At 33.6% G+C, this 25,954-nt stretch carries 23 protein-coding genes; 14 read left to right on the forward strand and 9 right to left on the reverse strand.

Translation table 11 applies throughout. From position 1 onward, the window contains the following. Positions 1-16 precede the first annotated feature (16 nt). Together rnd and J3U36_RS07945 are read right to left on the reverse strand one after the other, a co-directional pair. On the reverse strand, positions 17-1,099 hold the full coding sequence (gene rnd, locus J3U36_RS07940) for a ribonuclease D (protein ID WP_267378677.1): 1,083 nt from the start codon (positions 1,097-1,099) through the stop codon (positions 17-19). 10 nt (positions 1,100-1,109) lie between these two features. Next, positions 1,110-2,252: a metallophosphoesterase gene (locus J3U36_RS07945; RefSeq protein ID WP_267378675.1), complete on the reverse strand. Its 1,143-nt coding sequence runs from the start codon at positions 2,250-2,252 to the stop codon at positions 1,110-1,112. Positions 2,253-2,332: 80 nt separating this feature from the next. Between J3U36_RS07945 and cmoA the strand changes: the two genes are divergently transcribed. After that, positions 2,333-3,064, forward strand: a complete 732-nt coding sequence (gene cmoA / locus J3U36_RS07950; RefSeq protein ID WP_267378672.1) for a carboxy-S-adenosyl-L-methionine synthase CmoA — start codon at positions 2,333-2,335, stop codon at positions 3,062-3,064. A gap of 66 nt (positions 3,065-3,130) precedes the next feature. Then, complete coding sequence (gene cmoB / locus J3U36_RS07955) at positions 3,131-4,099, forward strand: tRNA 5-methoxyuridine(34)/uridine 5-oxyacetic acid(34) synthase CmoB (protein WP_267378669.1); 969 nt, start codon at positions 3,131-3,133, stop codon at positions 4,097-4,099. A gap of 171 nt (positions 4,100-4,270) precedes the next feature. On the opposite strand, the gene J3U36_RS07960 is transcribed toward cmoB, so the two are convergent. Beyond that, on the reverse strand, positions 4,271-5,254 hold the full coding sequence (locus J3U36_RS07960; protein ID WP_267350908.1) for an AEC family transporter: 984 nt from the start codon (positions 5,252-5,254) through the stop codon (positions 4,271-4,273). A gap of 999 nt (positions 5,255-6,253) precedes the next feature. Between J3U36_RS07960 and J3U36_RS07965 the strand changes: the two genes are divergently transcribed. From J3U36_RS07965 to J3U36_RS07975, 3 genes are all read left to right on the forward strand, one after another. Continuing rightward, positions 6,254-6,700: a LexA family protein gene (locus J3U36_RS07965; RefSeq protein WP_267350906.1), complete on the forward strand. Its 447-nt coding sequence runs from the start codon at positions 6,254-6,256 to the stop codon at positions 6,698-6,700. Then, positions 6,697-7,962: a Y-family DNA polymerase gene (locus J3U36_RS07970; protein ID WP_267378667.1), complete on the forward strand. Its 1,266-nt coding sequence runs from the start codon at positions 6,697-6,699 to the stop codon at positions 7,960-7,962. The genes J3U36_RS07965 and J3U36_RS07970 overlap by 4 nt, the downstream gene beginning before the upstream one ends. A gap of 719 nt (positions 7,963-8,681) precedes the next feature. Then, positions 8,682-9,503: a helix-turn-helix transcriptional regulator gene (locus tag J3U36_RS07975; protein ID WP_267350902.1), complete on the forward strand. Its 822-nt coding sequence runs from the start codon at positions 8,682-8,684 to the stop codon at positions 9,501-9,503. Between the two features lie 752 nt (positions 9,504-10,255). Here the strand turns inward: J3U36_RS07975 and J3U36_RS07980 are convergent. From J3U36_RS07980 to J3U36_RS07990, 3 genes are read right to left on the reverse strand one after another with little or no spacing between them, the layout of a single operon-like run. Continuing rightward, positions 10,256-11,389 (reverse strand): ABC transporter permease, encoded by a 1,134-nt coding sequence (locus J3U36_RS07980; protein ID WP_267350900.1) that lies wholly within the window; start codon positions 11,387-11,389, stop codon positions 10,256-10,258. Positions 11,390-11,391: 2 nt separating this feature from the next. After that, positions 11,392-14,190 (reverse strand): ribosome-associated ATPase/putative transporter RbbA, encoded by a 2,799-nt coding sequence (gene rbbA / locus J3U36_RS07985; protein ID WP_267378660.1) that lies wholly within the window; start codon positions 14,188-14,190, stop codon positions 11,392-11,394. Between the two features lie 13 nt (positions 14,191-14,203). Continuing rightward, a complete protein-coding gene (locus J3U36_RS07990) occupies positions 14,204-15,277 on the reverse strand; it encodes an HlyD family secretion protein (RefSeq protein WP_267378657.1) in 1,074 nt (357 codons plus the stop codon). Positions 15,278-15,625: 348 nt separating this feature from the next. On the opposite strand from J3U36_RS07990, the gene argE reads away from it, so the two are divergent. After that, positions 15,626-16,783 (forward strand): acetylornithine deacetylase, encoded by a 1,158-nt coding sequence (gene argE, locus J3U36_RS07995; protein WP_267378654.1) that lies wholly within the window; start codon positions 15,626-15,628, stop codon positions 16,781-16,783. A 37-nt stretch (positions 16,784-16,820) separates the two neighbouring features. Here argE and rnz read toward each other — a convergent pair whose 3' ends face one another. Both rnz and J3U36_RS08005 read right to left on the reverse strand, forming a co-directional pair. Next, positions 16,821-17,738, reverse strand: a complete 918-nt coding sequence (gene rnz / locus J3U36_RS08000; protein WP_267378651.1) for a ribonuclease Z — start codon at positions 17,736-17,738, stop codon at positions 16,821-16,823. A 5-nt stretch (positions 17,739-17,743) separates the two neighbouring features. Next, a complete protein-coding gene (locus tag J3U36_RS08005; protein WP_220217224.1) occupies positions 17,744-17,971 on the reverse strand; it encodes a YccJ family protein in 228 nt (75 codons plus the stop codon). 75 nt (positions 17,972-18,046) lie between these two features. On the opposite strand from J3U36_RS08005, the gene yaaA reads away from it, so the two are divergent. Continuing rightward, the gene (yaaA, locus tag J3U36_RS08010) at positions 18,047-18,820 is read left to right on the forward strand and encodes a peroxide stress protein YaaA (protein WP_267378648.1); all 774 of its coding nucleotides are present in this window, start codon (positions 18,047-18,049) and stop codon (positions 18,818-18,820) included. 14 nt (positions 18,821-18,834) lie between these two features. Next, complete coding sequence (locus J3U36_RS08015; RefSeq protein ID WP_267378645.1) at positions 18,835-19,794, forward strand: AEC family transporter; 960 nt, start codon at positions 18,835-18,837, stop codon at positions 19,792-19,794. Between the two features lie 11 nt (positions 19,795-19,805). Here the strand turns inward: J3U36_RS08015 and J3U36_RS08020 are convergent, their stop codons facing one another. Beyond that, complete coding sequence (locus tag J3U36_RS08020; protein WP_267378642.1) at positions 19,806-20,663, reverse strand: carboxylate/amino acid/amine transporter; 858 nt, start codon at positions 20,661-20,663, stop codon at positions 19,806-19,808. Positions 20,664-21,247: 584 nt separating this feature from the next. Here J3U36_RS08020 and J3U36_RS08025 point away from each other — a divergent pair. From J3U36_RS08025 to J3U36_RS08050, 6 genes are all read left to right on the forward strand, one after another. Then, positions 21,248-21,490: a hypothetical protein gene (locus tag J3U36_RS08025; protein ID WP_267385863.1), complete on the forward strand. Its 243-nt coding sequence runs from the start codon at positions 21,248-21,250 to the stop codon at positions 21,488-21,490. A 329-nt stretch (positions 21,491-21,819) separates the two neighbouring features. Further along, on the forward strand, positions 21,820-22,503 hold the full coding sequence (locus J3U36_RS08030) for a toxin-antitoxin system YwqK family antitoxin (protein ID WP_267378638.1): 684 nt from the start codon (positions 21,820-21,822) through the stop codon (positions 22,501-22,503). Positions 22,504-22,708: 205 nt separating this feature from the next. After that, entirely contained in the window at positions 22,709-23,428 is a 720-nt protein-coding gene (locus J3U36_RS08035) for a hypothetical protein (RefSeq protein ID WP_267378635.1), read from the forward strand. Between the two features lie 171 nt (positions 23,429-23,599). After that, positions 23,600-24,007, forward strand: coding sequence for a hypothetical protein (locus J3U36_RS08040; protein WP_267378632.1), 408 nt, complete (start codon positions 23,600-23,602; stop codon positions 24,005-24,007). A gap of 161 nt (positions 24,008-24,168) precedes the next feature. Further along, complete coding sequence (locus tag J3U36_RS08045) at positions 24,169-24,858, forward strand: hypothetical protein (RefSeq protein WP_267378629.1); 690 nt, start codon at positions 24,169-24,171, stop codon at positions 24,856-24,858. A gap of 2 nt (positions 24,859-24,860) precedes the next feature. Then, entirely contained in the window at positions 24,861-25,469 is a 609-nt protein-coding gene (locus tag J3U36_RS08050; protein WP_267378626.1) for a hypothetical protein, read from the forward strand. Positions 25,470-25,954 lie beyond the last annotated feature (485 nt).

The raw sequence follows: 25,954 nt of genomic DNA on the forward strand, positions 1-25,954 counted from the left end.
TGCTCATTAGCAACATTTATTGACAATAGGGTTCAAATAAAGGTTTTCGCCAGCCTGATAAAATTTCTGGATCCTGCCCTACTTTATCAATCTTCCACTTCACGTATTGGTTTATTAATCGTCTGGATAGTAACAAATCTGCATTAAGCCCTGTTTGTGAGGCAATCTGGACAGCTGCATTTTTTAGTTGATCTGTAATCACCTTATAATCAGGATAACTATTAATACGACGTATTGCTGGAATGTCTGGAATAGGTTCCGATAAAATATTCAGAATCTGTTGGCCATATAACCGAATCTCTTTTCCATGCAATCCTAATTTATCGAGTTCTGACAAGGATGAGGGTGAATAACGGGCTATTTTCCACAACACCTCTTCTTTGACCACAAAGTTTACAGCAATATCTTGCTGCTTAGCTAATTGATAGCGCCAACTCGCTAATTTATATAACTGCCCTAAACTCTTACCTTTCAATTGCCAGCTATTTTTAATACTCAGGTAAGCATCATCTGGATTGATCACCTCACATTTGCGACCAATAACCATTTGACACTCTTGATAAGCGGCAACTAAATAATGGTTGCTGATTAATTGTGATTTAAGTTTTTGCATTAACGGAAACAGGTATATCACATCATTAATCGCATATTGACACTGTTTGTCTGTCAATGGCCGTTTCAACCAATCTGTACGGGTTTCACTTTTATCAAGATCAATATTGAGATATTTTTTAACTAAATTGGCATAGCCACTACTTAATGGATTATCTAAAAAAGATGCGAGGACTTGACTATCAATGATTGGCGTTGGGACACAATCAAAATGATGCATAAATACTTCAATATCTTCACTGCAAGAATGAAAATATTTTTCAATGGCGTCATTTCGAAAAATGTCGATTAAACATTGCCAATCGGTGATTGCAATAGGATCGATCAAGGCAGCAAATTCACCATTAAATACCTGAAGTAAGCCTAAATGAGGATAAAAAGTTCGAGTTCGAACAAATTCAGTATCCAATGCAATAGCTGCACTATTTTTGATTTTTGAACAATAATCAGTGAGTTGTTCATTATTTATAATAAATTGATAAGTCAATATTAATTACCTATTCTAAAGAATGATTTGATTGTTCTTTGTTATTATCAAACGTCACATCAATGACAACAATTTCTGAACGTGTCATTAAGCGTAAAGGGATACTTCCAAAGCCATAACCGCTACTTACAATACTGGTAAACTGTTTTTCTGTATCATGATATATCCCATCAGCATTTTTATAAATAACAGATAACAAAAGATTGATTGGAAACAGTTGCCCACCATGCGTGTGTCCTGAAATCATTAAATCAACTCCGGCGTTAGCTGTTTCATCAAGATTTTTGGGTTGATGATCTAATAAAATGATGGGTGTAGACGTATCGGCAAACATCATTAAATCAGCAAGTTCCGCTCGTTTTAAATCATACTTACTCGATGAAAAATCTTCTCGACCAATTAACGTGATATTCAAATCACTAAGGTACACAATATCATCTCGTAAAACGCGCATATTGGCAGCTTTAAACGCATCAACAATATCCTCGCCATGAGGATGTTCTTTATTAATGGCTAGATATTCATGATTACCAAAAATAATATAGGTACCATATTTCGATTTCAATTGTGAAAATTGTTTATTAAAGTCAGTTTCTGTAAATGATTTTAATTGCTTATCTAGTGTATCACCCGTGATAACGATAAGATCGGCATTAAGTTTGTTAACTTCGTCCACCATTTGCTTGATAAATTTACGCTGGGTTAACCCATTAAGATGAATATCACTTAATTGAACAATACGTAAATGATCAACATTAGCCTGTTTATTAATCGTAACTTGATAATTTACTATTTTAGAATTAGTCGCCATTTGATGACCAAATATAAACAGTACAATTACGCAACCGACATAAACATAACTCACCCAAAAATCGGGTTTAAATCTTTTTCTACTTATTAAGTGAATAAAGTCAAAAAGCAATGTCGCATAAACAAAACAGATAGTTAAACTGAATAATATGCCAAAAAAGGCCGGAAAATCATTCAATACTTTTGACAGGATAAATGTGGTAGCTATGGTTGCTAATGCTAACCAATAAGCCAATTTCAAATAACCATTTAAATGAAAATCTAGCCAAAATAACCACCGTTTACCTAAGTAAATAATGACTAAAATACTCATCAAACTTATAAAAAGAATAACAAAATTCATAATGCTTCAAACAAATTAACTTAAAAAAGTGGTATCATAACAGAATTATTTTTTATTCGTTATCTATAACTTCAACTTTTATGAATTCAAAAATAGATCAATTATTTTCAACCCCTATCGATAAATTAGGTGACTGGACTTTTGATGAAAAAGTTGCTGAGGTGTTTCCGGATATGGTTCAACGCTCGGTGCCGGGTTATTCGAATATTATTTCTATGATTGGTATGTTGGCTGAACGATTTGTCCAACCGAACTCAATGATTTATGACTTAGGTTGTTCATTAGGTGCAGCAACGCTCTCTATTCGTCGTAATATTAAACATGAAAATTGCCATATTGTAGCTATTGATAATTCGTTACCGATGGTTGAACGTTGTAAACGCCATATCGACGCCTTTAAGGCCAATACACCCGTTGATGTAATCTGTGACGACATCTGTAATATCCAGATGCAAAATGCATCCATGGTTGTTCTCAATTTTACATTACAATTTTTAACACCCGAATCCCGACAACAAGTCTTGAATAAGATTTATCAAGCATTAAACCCCAATGGTATATTGGTATTATCTGAAAAATTTAGTTTTACTGATTCAACTATTGATGACTTACTGTTCAATATGCATCATGATTTTAAACGTGCGAATGGTTACAGTGAGTTAGAAATTAGTCAAAAGCGTAATATGTTAGAAAATGTCATGCTGACTGATACTATCGAAATCCATAATGAACGCCTAACCAAAGCAGGTTTTACACATATTAACACTTGGTTCCAATGTTTCAATTTTGGTTCTATCATTGCTATAAAATAGCCGTTATTTAGGATAGTTAACAATCCATATATCAGTCAAAAATCAAATTTATAAGGACACAAAAGAATGATCGATTTTGGTGATTTTTACCAGATTATCGCAAAAAATAGGCTCAGTAGCTGGCTTGAAGTCTTACCGGCACAATTAGCCAATTGGCAAAAACAAAATTTAGATAGCCGTTTTACACAATGGCTAAATAGTATTAAACACTTACCTGTTATAACGCCTTATCATATAGATTTATTGCATGGTGTCAGCGTAAAAACGCAAACTCCTCTTTCAACTGGGGAACAGCAACGTATTACTCAGCTATTAAAAAACATGATGCCTTGGCGCAAAGGACCATTTCATTTTTATGGTATAGATATCGATACTGAATGGCGTTCTGATTGGAAATGGGAACGTCTTATTCATCATATTGACAATTTAGAAGGTAAACTTGTTTTAGATGTTGGTTGTAATAGTGGGTATCACTTATGGCGAATGATTGGCGCTGGGGCTAAACTTGCAGTAGGCATCGATCCTATGGCTCTTTATTTATGTCAATTTGAAGCCGTCAGAAAATTATTAGGTGATGATAAACGAGCACATTTATTACCACTTGGCATTGAAGAGCTACCAAAGCTTAATGCTTTTGATACGGTATTTTCGATGGGTGTTTTATACCATCGCCGTTCGCCTCTTGATCATCTTTACCAATTAAAAGATCAGCTTGTTGATGGTGGACAATTAATATTAGAAACACTCGTTATTGAAGGTGACTTACATCAAGCGCTTATGCCTGGTGAACGTTATGCACAAATGCGCAATGTTTACTTTATTCCATCGGTACCTACCATGATAAATTGGCTACAAAAATGCGGTTTTAAAGATGTCAGAATGGTGGATATTTCACAAACTAGTTTAGAAGAACAACGTAAAACCGATTGGATGACGTCTGATTCACTTGCTGATTTTCTCGATCCAAATGATCTAAGTAAAACCATTGAGGGTTATCCTGCTCCAATGCGAGCGGTATTTATTGCACAAAAATAGTTTTTTACATTAGCGACATATTTATTTAAATTGCAATAAACAATTCTATCAAAATACTGTTTTATCTTATGTTAAAGCAAACACAGCTAAGATAAAAAACAACAAGTAATAAACAAAAAAACGGGCTTAATACCCGTTTTTTTATACCTATTTTTCGCTTAAACAAATTGTTTATTGCACACCCGGTACCGTAAAATGCATAATTAAAAGCAACGTTGGTAAAATAAATATGGATAAAATTGTTGAAGCAAAAAAGATACTTGATGCTTGTTCTTGCTCAACATTCCAATTATAAGCCAAAATAACGGCTGTTGATGCTGTTGGCATAGCTAACAAGAATACTAACTCTTCCGCCTCCATACCCGTAATACCAAAAAGGTTTACCGCAATTAAAGCTACTACTGGTGTAAAGAAGCTTTTTAAAATCACATTGATAATCAACGGTTTTGAAAAATTCAATTTAACACCATAGATACCTACCCCAACGGCAATTAACGAAATAAAGTTACAAGCATTCGACATGATATCAAAGGTATTAAAGACAAAATGTGGTAACCATTTTGTTCCATCTGTAACACTGACAATTAAGCCCAGAATGACCGCTAAAAACATTGGTTTCATTAACGAGTTTTTCACTGCGCTAAATACCATGTTGCCCGTTACTTTTCCGCCAGATATTTTCGTATCACACAATTCCAATAAGAAAATCGTCATTGGTATCAATGATAACGCCACCACAAAATTCGCTACAGCGACTGAAATGGTTGACGATGCACCTAACATCAATGTTAAAAATGGTACGCCCATTCCCCCCATATTCGGGAAACAACATAACATCGCGTTCATCGCTGTTGATTTTAAATCTTTATGTAAAATGTATTTATTGGTTAAAAAACAAATTATCCATAAAAATGACATTGTACAGAAAAATGCAATCATCCAAATACCGTTGAATATTTCAGACGGCTTAGCATGTGATGTATGCACAAAAAGTAATGCCGGAAATACAAAGTTTGACACTAAACCGGATAATAGCTTCTTGGAGTCTTTGGTAAAAATATTCTGATGAACACATAACCAACCAAGAAAAATTAATAAAAACACCGGAAGACAAGAACTAACAACTTGCCCTACTGCAGACCAAATTAGATTCATTTTTTTTAAAACTCCTAAAATAATATTACTTAAAATACATATTCGGTAATTGGTCGGTAACTTTGGATTAGAATTTATATTTATAGACCGAGCTAAAATAAGTAGGTAATAAAACTGAACATGACCCAGTTATAATAAAACTAGCGCCAAAACCTTTTTTCAGTTTTTTAAAAACTTGATATAACTAAATGTTGTTTTACGCACTTTGTGTTTTTGAAAAATATTTTTAATACGACAACCCTTGCTATATTTAAATGTCAAATAACATAACTTGGAAAATATTATATCTGATTCTTTTCGCCCTTGTGTCGAGCTGGCAATACTGACTGTCTAAAAAAACAAAAAATCGCAACAAATATTATTGATATATATCAATATTGTTATTTTATTCTTATAAAAAACAAAAGATGAGAAAATAAAAAAAACGAGCGTTAAATTAGAGTAAAAATCAAAATTAAGCTAAAACAAACTAAATAGCGCTTTTTATCATCGATAACCAATCAAAATTGCATCAGGCGTACTTAGGTTAACAAATTGACTTTTTGTATTATTTCGATAAGTCACACTTAAAGTTTACCTTTAGTCACTTATATAAGGGCTGTGAACAAAAATACAAGGTATAGTGAATTATGTTGTAAATTAATTAATAAATAATCAATATAATGTAAACTATTTAAGTGGTTTTGTAAAATGCCGTAATGTAATTTAAATCAATTATTATGATAGCTTGCGATTTTGTTCTCTATTTTTTGCAACAATACAAATTCAATCCTGCCATTATTTCAACTATTCTTGATTCAGATCGTCAAACTTACTGGTTCGTCAAAATATACTTATCATCCATTACACATGGTCATTTTTTGTCACATTGCTATTTTTTTACAGTGTTTTTCATTGAATCAAGAATTTTATACTGTATATTTATACACTATTCGTTTTTTATCACGAATACTACTACATAGTATAAATTTTACCTGTATATTTTTAGGAGAAACGTTCTTGAGTAAATCCTGTATTGTGCTAGGAACCGTTGATAGCACTATCAAAAATTACTTACCTTTGGTTGATACCCCTGTCAGGGCTGGCTTTCCATCGCCTGCTGATGATTATTTAGAAGCCAAACTGGACTTAACCGATCACTTAGTTAAACACCCAAGTGCAACGTATTATATTAAAGCACAGGGGGAATCGATGATTAACTATGGTATTTTTAGTGGTGATCTTTTAGTAGTAGATCGTTCATTAGCACCCCAAATAGAAGATATTGTCGTTGCAGCTGTTGACGGTGAACTAACATGTAAGTGCCTGGGACTTATTGATGGACAACATTATCTATTATCAGGCAATGAACTTTATCCCCCTATTTCATTAGCGGGTAAAGAAGTCCATATATGGGGCGTTGTTATACACACTATTCATTCTTTACGAAAACGTGGTCATGCATGATTGGGCTGATTGATTGTAATAACTTTTATGCTTCGTGTGAGCGTGTTTTTAACCCTAAATTAGAAGGAAAACCAATTGGCATTTTATCCAATAATGATGGATGTGTCATCGCACGCTCCAATGAACTTAAACCTTTAGTACCAATGGGTATGCCTGCCTACCAAATTGAGGCTAACATTCGAAAACAAATTACATTATTAAGTTCTAACTATGAACTTTATGGCGATATGAGCCAACGTGTTTTTGATACTGTCAGCCATTATACTGCCGATATTGAACCCTACTCTATTGACGAAGCTTTTATTAAACTGGCGGGATTTAGCGATGTTACAACCCATTGTCAACATTTAAGGGCAATAGTAAAACGTGATACGGGAATTCCGGTAAGTATTGGCATTGCATCAACCCACACGTTAGCAAAGTTGGCAAACCACATTGCAAAAAAGCAGCCTATTTATCAAGGGGTCTATTGCCTTCCTAACGATTCAGCCTTACTTGATCAGATTTTAAAATCATTTCCTGTTGATGAAATTTGGGGCGTTGGCAGACGCATAGCCAAAAGATTGCAAACATTAGGTATTCATACTGCGTGGGATCTGCGTCAGGCAGATTTAAAACAAATTAGACAACAATTTTCCGTCGTGCTTGAACGTACCATATTAGAGTTGCAAGGTATTAACGCTATTGAATTAGATGACATTGCAACACCTAAAAAAAACATTATGACATCACGTAGTTTTGGGCAGTTAACAGGTGAATTATTCGACTTGCAAGAGGCCATTCGTATTCACGCCAGTCGAGGCGCTGAAAAACTAAGACAACAAAAATCGATTGCTAATGCTGTACTTGTTTTTTTGAAAACAAATCGGTTTCGTCAAGACTTAATTCAATACAATCCCTCGATTGTCGTACCGCTACTATCACCTACTGATGATTCAAGAGTAATTATTCATGCGGCACAACAGGGACTAACAACAATTTATAAAAAAGGATTTTTATTTATGAAGTCAGGTGTTATGTTACTCGACTTAAAAGCTAAAGATAGCTTTTGTCAATCTGACTTATTTGCTTTAAATAGTCTGCCAGTCTTACAGCAAAAAAATGATAACTTAATGAAAACAATCGATACCATTAATCAAAAAATGGGTAAAAATACCATTCAATTAGGCGGAAGTAGAAAAACCGCACCTTGGCAGATCAAACGAGAACGGCTTAGCCAACGTTACACAACACGTTGGGATGAATTACCATTAGTGAAATGATAATTAACAACAAAAATAACCAATCATTATAACGAAGAATAATGTTGTAAATTTTTGCATTTCCAACAGAAAAATCTAAATTACGTTTTTTTATCATAATAAACGTTAAGATAAATAACGATTGGGCATATAAAAATAGTCATAACATGCAAATTTGATTTTTTACTCATAAAATTTATTTTACAAAAAGTTAACGTTTTGATTAAAATATGTTAACTTTATCGAGTTGTTAGCGTGTATTAAATGCATACTAACAGTTCAAAAATAAGTCAAAAAAGAAGAATATACAGTGCTAAAGTATGTCTTCAAAATGCTTATCCAGAAATAACAAAGCTCGAAAAAACAGTTTTAAACGAAATAAATAGCTTTATTTTGAGTAATTAAAATACGTTAAATAAATATACATTTTCACATAGATTATGTTTGATAGGTTATGGCATTGCTTATAAAAAGTTGTGAATTAATTTTTTAGTAACAAAGCTTTATAAGTAAATTTCCATTAAAGGCCACAACTTTTGGACATTGGCTTACATTTTTCCATAACCAACTGGAGTACTAAATGTGTAAAAAATTTTTGTGACCTTATTTATTGTTTGCTTATACGTTAATAGATTCAGTGTATGAAGTATAAATTTTATAACAGAACGATATACTGAACAACGTCAACATGTTTTTCATCATCACGATAAAAAATACACGAAAATAATGGGGCAATTAGGATGAATAATACCGCAGTAGAAATTGAAAAACTTAAACAATTAAGTGAAGCAAATAGTAACAGCAATTATATCTCAATTTACACCTCTAAAAAGCAACAAAATTTATCAAATATACCGATTTTAAAGCCTTTACTGATAATTATATTAAGTGGTTGCAAAGTGATTGGTAATGAAAAAAAACTAGCCTGCAATACAGGAGATTTTATTTTTTTCACCGATGTTCAATCAATGAACATGAGAAATATACCCGCAAATACGAATTATTTTGCATTACTTATTAATTTTGAATTTTCTGATTTTAATGATACATCAATCAACATCAATACAAAGAAAACCAATGAATATACCGCAGGGAAAGCAAATTCTGCCTTTTATAAATGTGTTTCACAAATGATAGAATGCTTAGAATGGGCATCTGATGACATCATTACAAATCGTAGAAAAGAAATTATTAAACTGTTAGTCCATTCCGGTTATGAAAATTTGGCATGTTTACCCAATCGAAAAGAAACCACGCAAAAAGTAATTGAAATATTTAATAAAAAAGACAATAAAAAAATAACCATTGATGAAATTTGCAAAGAAATCTGCATGAGTAAAGCAACGTTGTATCGAAAATTGAAACTTGAAGGGGAAAATATACAAAAAATTAAGGAAAAACTCGTGATGGGACAAGCGCTTCATTTATTACAAACCTCTAATTTTTCAACAGAATATATCGCTGAAATGATAGGATATTCTTCGTCCACTCGGTTTTCACAAAGATTTAAAGCTAATTTTGGATTAACGCCAAGAGAATTAAAAAACACCAAACGAAACTAATAAACATTTCATCATTTATTCCATTAAATGGAAACCACGTTAAGAATGAATATTACTTTCGCTGGTAAACATGCTAGTTCTAGTAATTGAATAAATGGTGGAACTTTAAAGATTTTAATATCTATCTTGATAGATAGACATACAGGAATTAAGGTTGAATCAGCCTTAATTCAAAACAAAAATAATACAGCCTTTACTTATTTCGTGACGTTTACTGAAAATTTGTGAAAACTATTAGCGACAACAAGACCACTAAAATTAAATTAACGAAATAGCGCTGAATTTCATCATATGAAAACCATTAAATTTTCATACAACAGTCTTAAATGACAAACACAAGCATTAATTTATTTACTACTCAAGAAAATAACAATGCCACAACTGTTAATCTTAACCCATTATGTTTATTAGGATTTAACACTTGTAGCTGGCTAAATTTGCGGTAAATTTTAACAATAACTGATATAAAAGAAATGACATTTACATTCATTTTAGTGACAAAATCATTCATATTTATAAAATTATGAAAATATTTGGCGTAACAACCCAATATTAATGACAAACATTAAGTTAGCTCAATAAACGAAGATTGCAATTTTATTCACTGATCGGTTTAAGTAAATATGATTGATTCAAGATGATAATGACCATTATAGAAGATGAAGGCAATTAAATTGAAAAAATAATAAACCATAACCAACTCATTAAAAATCAATCGATTGGTTATGGTTTATCAGCATATAGCAAGTGACTTACGATCCCATATTAACAATTGAGCTACGGAAACGTCTTAATGCTATAAAGAAAAAGACCGATCCAATTCCAATTAACCATACATAGGATGTCCACACAACACTCAACCCTGCACCACGATATAGTATGGCTTGCCCTAATTCGACAAAATGCGTTGTTGGGGCAATCATCATAATATTTTGTACTACTTCAGGCATACTTTCCCTTGGTGTACTACCACCGGACAACATTTGCAACGGTAATAAAATTAAAATTAACAACATGGCAAATTGTGCCGTTGATTTGGCTATGGTTGCCATAAAGATCCCAAGTGACGTTGTCACAAATAAATGTAAAGCGGCCCCAATTAAAAATAACGTAATTGAGCCATTAATTGGAACATTAAGCCAGCTTTTTACCACCAATAGTAATGCCACCCAAGTTGAGATTAAGACCACTAATCCCATTGACCATACCTTAGATATCATTATTTGAAACGGTGTGACAGGCATGGAAAGCAGATGATCAATAGTGCCATGTTCACGTTCTCGCATTAATGCAGCTCCGGTTAAAATAATGGATAACGTCGTTACAATATTAATGATTTCCATTACCGAGCCAAACCAAGAGCGAGTTAAATTCGGATTAAATGAGGTATGAACTTGAATATTGACAGGTAAATCCGTTGCTTTGCTGTAACGATTAACATACTCTGTCACTTCACCCGTGATGATTTGTGTGATATAACCATTCCCTACAAAAGCTTGCCCCATTCGAGTCGCATCGATATTTAATTGAATTTCAGGACTTTGATTGTTCAACACATCACGCTGAAAATTAGGCGGAATATTTAAAGCAAAGGTATAACTATCGGTATCCATGCCTCGATCCACCTCATCCATTGAGTATAATTTTACAGGTTGATTAAACATCGGCGGATAAAAAGCCGCAACAATTTGTCTTGATAACGGTGAATCATCTTCATCAACCACCGCTATTGAGGCATGATGAAGCGAGTCAGATGTTGCTGTAGCGGCAATATAAATATCAAACGTAAAACAGTAACCTATTAACAGAAGCATGATAGGATCGCGTAATAGTCCCCATAATTCCTTAATACCTAATCGATAAATATTAATTAAGCTTTGCTTCATAACTACCCTTCCTGTTTTTTAAGAAGAAAAATACTGGCGCACAGCACAACAGGAATAGTGACTAATAATGCGAATAAAGAATTGTGTAAATCATTAAAACCCAGTGCTTTATTAAATACACCTCGTGCAATGATTAGCATATGTGTTGTTGGATAAACTTCACCGATATAACGCCCACTCCCCTCCAATGAAGCCACAGGATTGAGTAAACCCGAAAACTGAATAGCAGGTAACATAGTGCCGACACAGGTTAAAAATATCACTGCAATTTGACTACGTGTAATAGTTGACGCCAACAGCCCAAGCCCCGTTGAAATAATACAATAAGCTAAAGCAGCCAAGCATAACGTGAATAAACTGCCTTTGATTGGCACGCCAAAAATAGTAATCGCCATAAACAGCAACAGCAAAAAACTAAACATAGAAATAATAATATACGGTACCTGCTTTCCTAATAAAAATTCGGCACGAGTCACAGGGGTAACATATAAATTAATAATCGATCCCATCTCTTTTTCACGGACAACCGATAAAGCTGCCAGCATGGAAGGAATCATCAATAATAAAATAGGAATAACCGCCGGTACCATTGACGGTAAGCTTTTTACATCAGGATTATATCGATACCGCGTCTCAATATTCGCCAAACTGGTTGAATCTTTTCCTGACATTTCTTTAACTTTTTGACTTAGCCAAGCAAGATGCATACCTTGTACATAGCCTTTAATGGTTTCTGCTCGTAGTGGCATGGCACCATCTATCCAAACACCGATATCAACTGAATCACCACGTTGAATATCTCGTCCAAAATTAGGTGGAATTTCAATCGCTAACGCAATATCATTACTTCGTAAACGGGCATCCATATCGGCATAATCCGTTATAGGTGGCCTTTCAACAAAGTAACGTTTGGACCCAGACAAATTAAGCGTATAGTTTTGACTGATTTCACTTTGGTCACGATCTAGCACGGCAAAACGTAAATTTTCGACATCTAGCGTAATCCCATAACCCATAACGAGCATTAAGATTGCTGACCCCATTAATGCCAACATCGCTCGTAAAGGATCTCGCGACAGTTCAAGTGTTTCACGCCATAAACAACCAATCATCCGTGTTAAACTAAATCCTTGAAGATGATTTGCTGGTGGGATGACTGTTTGGGATTTGTCGGCGGTAACTGAAGCTTCGGTCGATTTTTGTTGTGCATCGCTATCGTCAGCACCTGCATCAACTAGATAGCGGATGAAGGCATCTTCTAAAGTCGACGCGTTTTTCGATGCAATAATATTATCGGGAGTATCACTTGCCAACACTTTCCCCGCATGCATTAAAGAAATTCTGTCACATCTTGCGGCTTCATTCATAAAATGGGTAGTAATAAAAACCGTTACTTTATCTTTACGGGATAATTCGATGATCAAACGCCAAAAGTCATCTCGAGCAATCGGATCGACGCCCGATGTCGGTTCATCTAAAATTAATATTTCTGGGTTGTGCACAACGGCGACCGATAAAGATAAACGCTGTTTAACCCCTAAAGGTAAGCTATCAGGTAGATTTTGAGCATCTTGTTCTAATCCAAACCGTTTAAGAAGTTCAGAAACACGTTCAGGTATTTTACTTTCTTCAATGCCGAATAAACGTGCATGTAGCACTAAGTTTTGCTCAACAGTCAATTCACTATACAAAGAAAAAGCTTGAGACATATAACCTAAATGCCGTCTGGTATTAATATCATTGGCATCAACAGGTTTTCCAAATAACCAAGCTTCACCGGACGAAATAGGTAATAACCCGGTTAGCATCTTCATGGTTGTTGATTTACCACAACCGTTTGACCCTAAAAAGCCAAAAATCTCGCCTTGTTTAATCGAAAAATTAACATGATCGACTGCAATAAAATCACCAAATTGCTTAGTTAGCCCTTTCGCTTCTATCGCTGTTTGTAGATTGTTATTTACATCCAAAGGTGGAATTTCAACGGCTTGATAGCCTTGTTTGGCACTTTCTGGCATCAACTGAATAAAGGCATCGTCTAAATTATCTTTTCCTGTTTGGCTTAATAATGATTTAGGTGTGCCGGTTTCTAAAATCTTACCGCCATACATTGCAACAAGCCAATCAAAGTTTTGTGCTTCATCCATATAAGCTGTTGCCACAATAACACTCATTTGTGGTCTTTGCTGCCGAATTTTATTAATTAATTGCCAAAATTGTGCTCGGGAAAGGGGATCGACCCCCGTGGTAGGTTCATCAAGAATCAGTAAATCAGGATCATGAATCAAAGCAGAACATAAACTGACTTTTTGTTTCATACCGCCAGATAGTCGCCCTGCTGGTCTTGATAAAAAGGGATACAGCCCAGTACTTTTTGTTAATTCGTCAATGCGACGTCGGCGCTCTGCGGCATCATTACCAAATAAACGAGCAAAAAATTGAAGATTTTCCTCGACAGATAATGTTGGATAAAGATTTTTACCTAATCCTTGTGGCATGTAAGCAATACGAGTACACACCGCTTTACGATGTGACTTATCTCGCATATCGCCATCTAAAACATAAACTAAACCATCTTGAATGACATGTGCACCCGCAATCAAAGACAGCAAACTTGATTTACCAACCCCATCTGGCCCAATTAATCCCACCATGCACCTTGGTGGAATAGTTAAACTAATGTTATCCAGCGCACAATTTTTTTTATAATGCAGTGAAACATCGCTAATTTTAACCACTGCATCATCAATAGATTTAGCTTCTGCTAATAAAGCTAAATCCTTATTGTCTGATTCTGACATATGCTATCTCCAATTATTTAGTTGGACATTTGGCTACATCAGATAAATCAGCTGGCCAAGAAGTATTCGGGTTTAATCTCACCCATGCTACACCTGGTAAACCCGTTTTTACTTGATTGATAAAACATTTTAATAATTCAGGATCGAGTTGTGCTTTCACTCTAAACATCAATTTTTGGCGTTCATCTTTCGTTTCAACCGTTTTAGGGGTGAACTGTGCAACACTCGAAACAAACGAAATTTTAGCTGAAATGGCTTTGTCAGGTAACGCATCTAAAATCAATCTAACTTCGTCACCAATGGCTACTTTGCCCGCTACAGTTTCGGGTAAAAAGAAGGTTAAATAAACGTCATACAAATTAACCAGATTTAGCACTTTACCACCAGAAGGCATCACTTCACCTAACTGAGCAATACGATATTGGATACGACCATCGACAGGTGCAACGAGTGTACTGTCATCAATATCGGCTTGGATTTGTCTGATATTGGCATCAGCAACATTAATGGCTGATTTAGCACTTTCCACGCCAGCTTGTGCAACTTCTATTGCGGCATCCGCTGCTGTCACTTGTGATTGAGCGGAATCTAATGCTGCTTTAGCGCTATTGAATTTAGCGGTATCATCATCAAATTGTTGAATGGATAAAGCCCCTTTTTGATAAAGGGTCGTAGTACGTTGAAGATGTTTTGAAGCGATATCTAAGTCACTTTCACGCTGAGTAACACCGGCTAAAGCCGCAATTTTATCACTCATTTTTAAAGAAACTTGTGCTTTAGCACTTGCCTCATTACTGATGGCTTGAAGGTATTGGGCTTGAGCTTCGTTCAATTTGGCTTGCAACGTATCAGTTTGCATTACAACGAGTGGTTGCCCTGCCTTAACAAAATCCCCTTCATTCACATTAATTTTTTCAATTCGACCTGCTAATTTTGCAGAAATATTGATTTCGGTTGCCTCAATACGCCCATTTCCACTAGTAAAATCCGCACTATATCCATCCGTTTTTAGTTGCTGCCATGCAATAAAAATAATAGCAAGTATAACGACGGTGATAATAATCCATTTTTTGCTTATTTGTTTCATAACTCATGCCTTGTTCAAGATAATTAATTTATAATCAAGCTTAACGAAATATTGAATCGTTATATGCTATTTAGTAATGATCAAATAATAACAAATGTTTTTTACAAATAAAATCAGCATACAAAATAAACGCAAGAAATGTTAAAAAATTGAAAATCAGTGAATCTTTATCAATTGATCACACCAAATTAATGTTTGCTGGTCATAATGAGTCACTACTAAATTAGTCATGCAGATTAAAAACGGCGTGAAACATAAGCGTTAGTCATAGGCAAATCTTACAGTAAGTGATATGCTTATCATCTTATTAATGGATTTAATTTAATTAGCAATTTAAGGTGATTTTGTATGGCACTGCCCTCTTTTTTAACGCTTTATAGTGAACTGATATCAACCCCAACAATCAGCAATGTAACCAATGAAAAACTCGATTTTTCAAACAAACCTTTAATAGACAAATTAGCAAACTGGTTTGAAGAGTTAGGCTTCAAAGTTGAAATACAGCCCGTACCGAATACTCGCGGTAAATTTAATTTATTAGCAACTTATTCAAATAATGAAAACCAGACACAAGGTGGATTACTGCTTAGCGGCCATACTGACACAGTGCCTTTTGATGAAGGACAATGGACTAAAGAACCTTTCAAATTAACGGAAGAAAACAACAAGTTATATGGATTAGGCACAGCAGACATGAAAGGTTTTTTTGCTTTTATACTTGATGCCTTACGTGATATTGATCTAACCAAACTAACTAAACCTATTTATGTTCTTGCTACCGCTGATGAAGAAACCACCATGGCTGGAGCATCATTTTTTGCTAAAAATACTCACTTACAACCCGATTGTACAATCATTGGTGAACCAACATCATTAATACCGATACGTGCGCACAAAGGCTTTATTTCCAACTCAATCAAAGTCATTGGTAAGTCTGGTCATTCAAGTGATCCAGACAAAGGAATAAATGCGATTGAAGTCATGCATTTAGCTATCGCACAATTGTTAAAACTGAAACAACAGTTTAAAGAACGGTATCATAATGACGGTTTTACTGTTCCCTATCCGACGCTTAATCTCGGGGTCATTCATGGGGGCGATGCAGCAAACCGTATTTGTGGTTGTTGCGAACTAATTATTGATATTCGTGTATTGCCAAACAACGATGTTAATTCGCTTTATCATGATCTCTGTCAGGCTTTACAACCGGTCATGGACAAATACCCTAACCGTATTTCGGTTGAATATGAAGTATCCCCAATTCCGGGTTATGAATGTAAAAAAGATCATCCTGCTTTACAGCAAGTTGAAAAATTAGTTGGTCAAACTGCGCAAACCGTAAACTACAGTACTGAAGCGCCTTATTTAAACCTAATTTCACCAACCATTGTATTAGGTCCTGGTTCAATTGAACAAGCACATCAACCTGATGAGTTTATTTCAATGGATTTTTTAAAACCGACTAAAATAGCTATCGAAAATTTGATTAAAGATTTTTGTTTATAAAAAATATCCTTTTCGCCGAAACAGTCGGCGAAAAGAATTAGATATTAAACGTTGAAAAATCACTCGCAATTTCCGTATTAGCAAATATGCTTCTTGCCTCATTAAGTAATTTATCATTATCTTTAAGGCTATATCTTGGGCTGATATGGGTCATGATAAGTTGCTTGGCATTGGCATATTTAGCAATCGTTGCTGCATGAACAGTGGTAGAATGCCCTCGTTCTAAGGCTTTTTCTTCCAAAGCATGCTCTTGAGTCGCCTCATGCACCATTAAATCAACATCTTTGGCTAGCGCAATCGAGGCTTGACATGGCACCGTGTCACCAAAAATTGCCAATTTTCGACCTTGCCTTACCGATCCTAAATAATCATTACCATGAATAACACGGCCGTCTTCTAAGGTAACGGTTTTACCGGCTTTCAAAAGTGCATAGTGTACGCCAATTTCGATATTATCTTGTTTCAATTTATCGATATCTAGACTAGCTGGTAAATCCTTTTCAATAATACGATAGCCAAAGCAAGGAACGCGATGCTGCAACAATGTTGCTTCGACTTTGAACTTTTCATCTTCGAAAACCGTACAGTCTTCTTCAAGCTCAATGATATTAAGTGGATAACTTAACCAAGAGTGACTAATTGCGATAACCGTTTCAATAAATTGCTTCACTCCTTTAGGTGCAATTAAGGTTAAAGCGGATTGATTTTGCATTAAAGAACGCGTGGTTAATACCCCTGGAAGCCCAAACAGATGATCACCATGTAAATGTGTTAAAAAAATCATTTCAAGTTTTGCAAGACTAAATTTAACTTTTTGCATTTGCATTTGAGTGGCTTCACCACAATCAAACAACCACAATTTGCCACGTTCTTGCAAAAGATCGAGCATAATACTACTCACATTACGCTCAGCTGTTGGGCAACCAGCACTGGTGCCTAAAAAAGTCAATTTCATAAAACTTAGATATTTTTACGCTCGATTGTTTGTTCACCCCAAAACAGTCTATCTGCTTTTGTTTTAGAAAAGGCAAGTGGCAATACTTCATCACTACCTTCTGACCAAATTTGTTCAGCAAGCTTTTCATCATTATGCGCTAACTCAAAAATGGCTTCTGCAATTTCTAGAGATGTTTCACGAATTTTTGCCCAAGAACGAAGGTCATGTATTTCTTTTTTGGTTTGATTCATTTTTATACCCCTTTTTTGCAAGATTAGGTGTAAAATACCCTCAATTTACATAAATTACAATAGGTGTATCACTTTATGCTAACGATAATTTCTCCTGCCAAGACCCTCGATTTTCAAAGTCCGCTTATCACAAAAACACACACATTACCTAAATTTATTAAAGATTCTGAGATACTTATTAAAGAGTGTAAAAAATTATCCGCCGACGATTTAGCTAAATTGATGTCAATTAGTCCAAAATTGGCTGAAGTAAATTATGAACGATTTCAACATTGGCATAAAGAATTTAATCTTGAAAATGCCAGACAAGCAATTCTTGCTTTTAAAGGTGATGTGTATGAAGGGCTTCATGTCGACGATTTTTCAGCAGCAGATTTAAAATTTGCTCAATCTCATTTACGGATCTTATCCGGACTTTATGGTCTACTCAACCCCCTTGACCTTATTCAACCCTATCGTTTAGAAATGGGGATACGCCTAAAAAACGGTCATAACAATAATTTATATCAATTTTGGGGAGATAAATTAACCGACCAGTTAAATAATGAGTTTCATAAAAGTGCAAATCCAACGTTGATCAATTTAGCCTCGAATGAGTATTTTAAAGCCATTAACCCAAGACAGTTAAAAGCGACGATTATCCAACCTATTTTTTTAGATGAAAGTAAAGGTGAATTCAAGGTAATTAGTTTTTATGCCAAAAAAGCACGAGGATTAATGAGCCGTTACATTATCAAAAATAACCTCAATCAACCTGATGATATTAAAAGCTTTAACCTTGAAGGCTATCAATTTGATCCAAAACAATCGACGCAGTTAGAATGGTATTTTATTCGTAAACATCAATAAATAGTAATTATCATATGGCTTTTTTTTCTACGTTAGGACAACAATTTGTCGCAACATTACCGCTATTTATTCTTATTTTATTAGGCTATGTAGCGGTTAAATTAGGTCGCTGGCAAAAAACGGTGACCGACAGTTTAACCAAATTCACCTTTTACATCGCATTTCCGATTATGCTCTTTCAAATTATGAGCCATTTTTCCGAGCATTCTGAAATCGATATGAAACTATTATTCGTCTTCTTCGGTAGCTCATTTATTGTTTTTGCTTTAGGCTGCTTAATCGCCTACAAATGTTTTCACCTAAATGGTTCTGAAAGTACGATGTTTGCTATGGGGGGAATCTATACCAATACAGTATTTGTGGGTATCCCAATCATAAAAATGCTACTAGGTGACAGTGCAATTCCAATTGTTGCGATTATTGTCATCTTTAATGCACTTATTTTATGGACGCTAGCAACCGTATCGATCGAATTTGTACAAATGGGAAAACTTTCCAGCAAAGGATTTATTAAAGCATTCAAAAATGTCTCCAAAAACCCTATAATTATAGGGATTTTTGCCGGTATTGCGGTTAATTATACGGGTATCGCATTACCTAAATTCATTCAACAATCCACAAAAATGGTCAGTGACATGACAGCACCTTTATCACTTATTGTATTAGGCATGGGGCTGGCCGAATATCAAATCAGGAACAAATTACACATTACCGCAACAATCTGTATGATAAAACTGGCAATACTACCTATTGTTACATTTGTGACAGGAAAACTGTTAGGATTACCCGTATTGGAATTACAAGTTATTGTATTATTAAGCTCAGTATCGATTGCGATTAACTGTTATATGATGGCAAGACAATTTGAGGTATTACAAGGCCCTATTGCATCAAGTTTACTCATATCAACAGCATTATCATCCATAACAACACCGTTGATATTATCCATCATGTTACAATTTGGCTTAACATAATGTTATTTAATTTATTTTGAGGTGTGGCGTTTTACTTTGTGATGAAGTATTAAAGCAAACACAATCACCGCACTTCCAATTGAAAATCGAATCCAGTCAATGGTTTGATGCCACACTACCACATTAACCAAGATGCCTGTTGGAATAACCACGTTATTCATAATCGCTAATGTCCCTGAGTCCACTTTAGTTGCGCCATAGTTCCATAAAAAATAACACAAACCAGAGGCAATCACACCAAGCCAAATAATGATACCCCACTGTAAGTTGGTTGTAGGTAATTTTGAATAATCACCAAACAATAACCAGCCAAGACTAGCAACAAGCACAGCCCCTAAATAGACCCATGCAAAAGCTTGATGTTGGGGCAATGGATAAAGTTCCATAATTCGTTTATACCCAACCTGCCCTAAAGCAAACACAACATTTGCGCCCTGAATTAATAAAAATCCAATAATAAAATCACGACTGATATGATCATAGCGAATAATAGCTGCACCAATAACGGCAATAATAGCCGTTAACAGATAACTATATCGAAGACGATGACCTTGCAATATGTCATAAATAATCGTGACATAAATAGGCGTTGATATGGTAAAAAGAAGGACTTCAGGTACTGAAATATACTGAAAGGAATTATAATAAAAAAAGTACATAATCCCCAATTGACAGGCTCCAACGCCCATTAACAAAATCATCTGTTTAAAGCGGATACCACGAAATCGAAAAAAAGGAATAAAAGTAATAAAAGCTAACAAAACACGCATCACAACAGCAAACCAAGAGTCAACTTGTCCACTGAGATAAACAGCAATAAGACTGAATGAAAATGACCAAACAATCGTGACAAAAATAAGATAAAACATAAATCACAAATAACAAATTAAATTTAAATTGCACGCATCGTACCAATTCATCATTAACTTGTAAACGATTTATTACAATAATTGGTGACAAATAACGTTTATGCTCTAAATTATTCAATCATTCTACACGACAACATTACTTAATAACCTGTATACAAATAATTAGTACCCTTCATCGAATACTGCCGTAGCAAAATCCATTCCACAAGTAAAAAGTCTAATGGAAAATAAAATTTTGAATTTTATACCCAATAATCGTAGATATATTGAACTTAATTCAGATATTAAAGGAACATAAACATGATTAAATTCAAATCATCCTGTAATGACTCAAGATGTTTCTACATTGTTGTACAAAAATTTTTCAATATAAAGATTAGTGATTAAACAAAGAAAGGTTTGTTACCCTATTCCGCTATAAAGATACAGTCCGGTGACAGTTGAAGGCAAAATTCAATCTATCCAAGAAGATTATAAATGGATGACACTATGAAATTATTAAAGATTGTAATCATAATATTACTAGTAATTAAATTTTTACCAAAATTCTTATTTGTCAGGATGATCCTACCGTTTTTATGGTGTTGAAGAAGCCTAATGGTTATTATACTTATCCTCTCCGTTATACTCATCTTGAAGCAAATTACCATAAAGGGTTACCGATTGGAATTTGGAAATTTTATAAATTAGATTACCAAGAGAAGCCAGATGGATCTGCTGATCTATCTTCTGCTAAAAAAGGCAAACTTTTGTACACAGAAACCTATAAAGACGGTGAGCTTGTCAAACGCAAATTTGTGGATAAAGAAATTGATGAATTGAATTAAAGATTGTGTAGTAAACAAACGATTATTATGCTTATCACCCTCATAAATATTAACGGTGGTAAGTTAACAATAAATAAAAAAATAAACATAACAACTTAATATTTTTAGTTGTTATACTGTTGTCAATATAGGAAAGAAACACCCTGATGCTAGAAATAATGTAGGAGTTCTTTGGGGAAAAAATCAAACGAAATATAAAGTTTTAATCAAGCTTGATTATATTACACACCCTAAAGATGCAAAAAGTATTTACGACAATATGGACTTAGTAGCATAGCAACTTGCTCAAGGGTTAGAAATCAACATTAATAAACATTTTTAAGAATAAAATGAAAAAATTACTAATAGTGTCTATTTTTTTTGTTGGCATTTTGGCATGTGTTCAACGCATTGAAGAAAAAAAGATTTCCGAAGTTACCCCGTCAAATTCAGTACGAATTAAAGAATCCAATACTCCGGAGGGTTTTCTACGGTATGAATACTATATCAATGGCAATAAAGCAGCGGATTATATAAAAACTTACTATACTAAAGGCGGTCAATTAGAATCTGTGTATTATATGTCATCATATAAACCAGACGGCATTTCTGCTCAAGGATTTTACCCAAATGGAAAACTAAAATTCATCCGCTATGTAAGAGATGAAGTTAAAAAAGGAGATGTATTATATGTTATTTATTATCCTAATGGACAAATAAATCTTATAGAAACAATAGTTACTGACTCTTTAGAATTACCCAAACTCACTACTATTTACTTTGAAAATGGCGTTAAGCAATATGAAGGGTTTATGGATATGTATAATGCTACCACAATACCTGTAGGATTATGGAAAACATACGATGAAAAAGGCGATTTAATCGAAACCACCTATTATCATCCTGATGAATTAGGCAAAGACTATAAAATCGTAACTCAATATAAGAATGGAAAAGTTGTTTCAAAGAAAATTTACAATTTTGATGATTTATATGAGACTGAGTTAAAAGAGCTTTTAACCATACCGAAATAATAAATAATTGAAAAATAGAAAATTTTGATTGAAATAAAAATGCGACTATTTACCAAATTACTTTTGAATATGGATTCAGATCTAACTATGCGACAAGTTTGGCAGAGTTTGCTGGTGTAAGCTCAGGTGTTCAAAATCATTATGATCATGAACATTGAGGATTTAATATAGATTTTATACATACTACTATTCAATTAGGAAAATCATGAAAACGATAGCTATACTTTTACTCATTAGCTTTTTGACTTCTTGTGGTTATGCGCATAAAGAGGAAAAAACAAACATAAACTATAGCAAAGTCATTGCGTTAGACCATGATCCTGTTTTAATCCAGTTAGGCAATAAAAAATTAACATTAAAAGGATTAAACCAAGAAGATTTTTCACTGGTACAAAAAGGGAAGACGCTTTTTATCATTAAAAAGCTGTATCTGGGTATAGATGATCTGCAAATTGAATTTATAGATAATAAGGATCAAGATTTTCTATTAACTGGTGAAATAGAATATGGGGTTTCTCAAGACTTAATTGATGGTATACGAACTATTGAATTTTTACCATTTTATTTTAAAGAAGACATACAGTTGCATAACAATAAAGGGAAATTTATTTTATCAACAGCGATTAAAACCACATCACAGCTAGAAGCCATTTGCCAAGAAAAATATTTTGATGAGATCCGAAAAGAGTCTTATTTGGTTCAAAAACAGTTCTATCAAAATGAAATAATTGATAACCCAGAAAAATATAAGGATTGTTGCCCTGAGTATATTGAATATGCAACACAATTTTTATCTAAAAAAGAGCGTGATTTTCACTCATTACAAAGCCTGTTTGTTGAATTTACCTATAAAAAAATAAAGTTAAACATAGGTAATGGCTATCATATCGTCTTTTATAATATCAACAATTTTGTTCCTGAATAAAAATGAGTGATTATGCGGATTGTATTAGTTTAACTAAATAACAAAATAGAGATAAAATACAAACCGCATATAATATATCATTTATCTATTTCTAACTTTCCGTATTTAATGGCAAATAAAGTTTAAGTTTGAAAGAAGATAAACAGCTAAAAAACATGGAAAATTTAAAAGATGAGTAATGCTAAAAAAAATTTATATTTACTAGTCGCAATAGTATTCATTTCATGTTCATGTAATTCAAGTTTTGCAGACGAAAATAAACACGATTTTAGTCAAACTTTATCCACTGACAATGCCTTATGTCAAAAACCGATAAAAGAATACTTTCCAAATGGAACATTAAAATTATCAGGTTGCCAAGGGATTTATAATGGAACAGGAATTCAAGTTGGATTATGGAACAAATATAATCAAAAAGGCGAATTGATCGAAACGACGTATTACCACCCCGACGAGTTTGGAAAAGACTATAAAATTATTACGCAATATGAAAAAAATAAAATCATCTCGAAAAAAATATACAACTTTGATGATTTGTACGAAGTTGAGTTAAAAGAACTTTCAACTATACCTAAATAATAATTCAATGCTTGGATATTAATCCAATCAATAGATTAATCTTAATATAAAAGCATGATAAAAAATAACAATGTAGATTGGAAATAATGAATAAAATTTTAATACTAATAACAAGCCTATTAATAACCTTCTCGTGCCAAGCACAAGATGAGATAACCAATATGACTAAGTCATGTCATGATTTAAAATTTCGAAATCTAATTTATTATCAAATGTGTTTAGATTGGCATTTAAGTGCAGACGATATTCTCGAAATTACTCAAAATAAGCACGAAGAGTACTTACCTGATGATGTTAATTTTGAACATTACTATGGTTTTACCCCTGATGGTATCTATATTAAAGCTGAATTAACCAAAAATAATAAACTTTATGATATCCTGTTAGGTTCGCAGTCATGGTTTTTACTTACCGATAAGCACACTGAACAATCACAACTATATTCTTACCGAGATCCTAAACATTCCCGATACTTTCTAGGGGACTTTGTCACCGAAGCATTAGTCGAACAACACCCTGAGTTAGAAGAACGATACAAACAACATTATCAATCAGCAATTAATACTATTTTGCAATATCAACCAACGACCTTAAAAGATTTTAATGGTCATTATAGTTCGACTTATTTAACACTTACTATTCATGATACTAAGATTAAACTTAATACGCTTGATTACGATTTACCGTTATACCTAAAAAACGACGTCAGTCTTTGCGCCTATGAAGGATTAGCAAAAGACCAAACCCAAGGCAATTTTATCTTTAACCTGTTTATTAAGGATAAAAGATATTATTTTCAATCACCTAACTTTATGGATAATAAAATGACTGAAGTTTATAAAAAAGATTAAAAATGAAGAAACATATCCTTCTTTTTCTGTTTTTTATGCTAATTATCATCGGTAGTTCAAATGGCAGTACGAAAAATACCGCCATTCAACATACTTTGCCTTTTACATCTGATGGTTTAAAAAGTTATTATTCTTATGACGAAAATACGGGGACTTATAAAATAAATGCTCAATTTTTGGAAAAAAAAGAATTTACCCAATCAGAAAAAAATATTAAGCCTAAAAATTTTCAGGATTATTATTCAACATCAAAATATTATTACCCAGTGTTAGATGTTTCAATTGGTTTACAAAGAGTGACAGGAATTATATACGAAGGATGGGTAGAGTCAGAATATCCCTGCTTATTTTTTCAAATAAACAGTTATGATCATGCAGGAAATAGGATTGATGCTTTATTAATAGACCATAGATTCACATTTGAAGTCACCTATTGGAATGATTTTGCTATTGATAAAAATGGAAATATATTCATTCAAGAATATTCTAAAAATAAGGTTACAATTGATGATAACGGAAATATTATCAAACACCCCACAATACCTAAAATAGAGTCACATTTATTAAAATTTAAAATCAATAAAAATGGCAATTTTGAATTAATCCATTAAAAGAATAGGAAAATGAAGATGAAAAAAATACTGGTTTTATTGCTAACTGTTTTTTTAATATATCCGTTTCTGAAGCTCAGATAAAAGAATTTTTATTTCAACAAACGGTCAATGAAGTTATTAATGCTTATAACCAAAAAGATAATGCAAGGTTCAATCAATTATCCAAAGTCCAAACATTAGAACCCATTACCCGCAAAGTGATTTTGGTTTCTGACTTAAAACCTGAAAAAGATAAAATATTTTAGGGTAAAACTTTTATTTTTTACCTATCTTGGATTGAAGGCAAATGGTATTTAACGATGATTGATTTTGCGCTTACTGATTGCAGTTCTTAATAATGGGTGTTATTTTGACATTCATTTTCATCCCTTCTTGATGGAGATTGGAAAGATGATAAAATTTTTACGCAATTTGAAGAATTAAATCATCTTTTAGAAAAAAGACCATTTTGATGATTTGTATGAAATCGAGTTAAAAATACT

Origin of the sequence: Gilliamella sp. B3817 (assembly GCF_026536705.1) — a bacterium.
Classification (GTDB): Bacteria; Pseudomonadota; Gammaproteobacteria; order Enterobacterales; family Orbaceae; genus Gilliamella; species Gilliamella apicola_I.

Coding starts and splice junctions, on each gene's coding strand:
- cmoA (WP_267378672.1), top strand. CDS start 2,333: ATGAATTCAAAAATAGATCAATTATTTTCAACCCCTATCGATAAATTA.
- J3U36_RS08035 (WP_267378635.1), top strand. CDS start 22,709: ATGAAAACGATAGCTATACTTTTACTCATTAGCTTTTTGACTTCTTGT.
- J3U36_RS07990 (WP_267378657.1), bottom strand. CDS start 15,277: ATGAAACAAATAAGCAAAAAATGGATTATTATCACCGTCGTTATACTT.
- rnz (WP_267378651.1), bottom strand. CDS start 17,738: ATGAAATTGACTTTTTTAGGCACCAGTGCTGGTTGCCCAACAGCTGAG.
- J3U36_RS08005 (WP_220217224.1), bottom strand. CDS start 17,971: ATGAATCAAACCAAAAAAGAAATACATGACCTTCGTTCTTGGGCAAAA.
- J3U36_RS07975 (WP_267350902.1), top strand. CDS start 8,682: ATGAATAATACCGCAGTAGAAATTGAAAAACTTAAACAATTAAGTGAA.
- J3U36_RS07945 (WP_267378675.1), bottom strand. CDS start 2,252: ATGAATTTTGTTATTCTTTTTATAAGTTTGATGAGTATTTTAGTCATT.
- J3U36_RS08045 (WP_267378629.1), top strand. CDS start 24,169: ATGACTAAGTCATGTCATGATTTAAAATTTCGAAATCTAATTTATTAT.
- argE (WP_267378654.1), top strand. CDS start 15,626: ATGGCACTGCCCTCTTTTTTAACGCTTTATAGTGAACTGATATCAACC.
- J3U36_RS08030 (WP_267378638.1), top strand. CDS start 21,820: ATGAAAAAATTACTAATAGTGTCTATTTTTTTTGTTGGCATTTTGGCA.
- J3U36_RS07970 (WP_267378667.1), top strand. CDS start 6,697: ATGATTGGGCTGATTGATTGTAATAACTTTTATGCTTCGTGTGAGCGT.
- J3U36_RS08015 (WP_267378645.1), top strand. CDS start 18,835: ATGGCTTTTTTTTCTACGTTAGGACAACAATTTGTCGCAACATTACCG.
- J3U36_RS07960 (WP_267350908.1), bottom strand. CDS start 5,254: ATGAATCTAATTTGGTCTGCAGTAGGGCAAGTTGTTAGTTCTTGTCTT.
- rbbA (WP_267378660.1), bottom strand. CDS start 14,190: ATGTCAGAATCAGACAATAAGGATTTAGCTTTATTAGCAGAAGCTAAA.
- J3U36_RS08020 (WP_267378642.1), bottom strand. CDS start 20,663: ATGTTTTATCTTATTTTTGTCACGATTGTTTGGTCATTTTCATTCAGT.
- J3U36_RS08040 (WP_267378632.1), top strand. CDS start 23,600: ATGAGTAATGCTAAAAAAAATTTATATTTACTAGTCGCAATAGTATTC.
- yaaA (WP_267378648.1), top strand. CDS start 18,047: ATGCTAACGATAATTTCTCCTGCCAAGACCCTCGATTTTCAAAGTCCG.
- cmoB (WP_267378669.1), top strand. CDS start 3,131: ATGATCGATTTTGGTGATTTTTACCAGATTATCGCAAAAAATAGGCTC.
- J3U36_RS07980 (WP_267350900.1), bottom strand. CDS start 11,389: ATGAAGCAAAGCTTAATTAATATTTATCGATTAGGTATTAAGGAATTA.
- J3U36_RS08050 (WP_267378626.1), top strand. CDS start 24,861: ATGAAGAAACATATCCTTCTTTTTCTGTTTTTTATGCTAATTATCATC.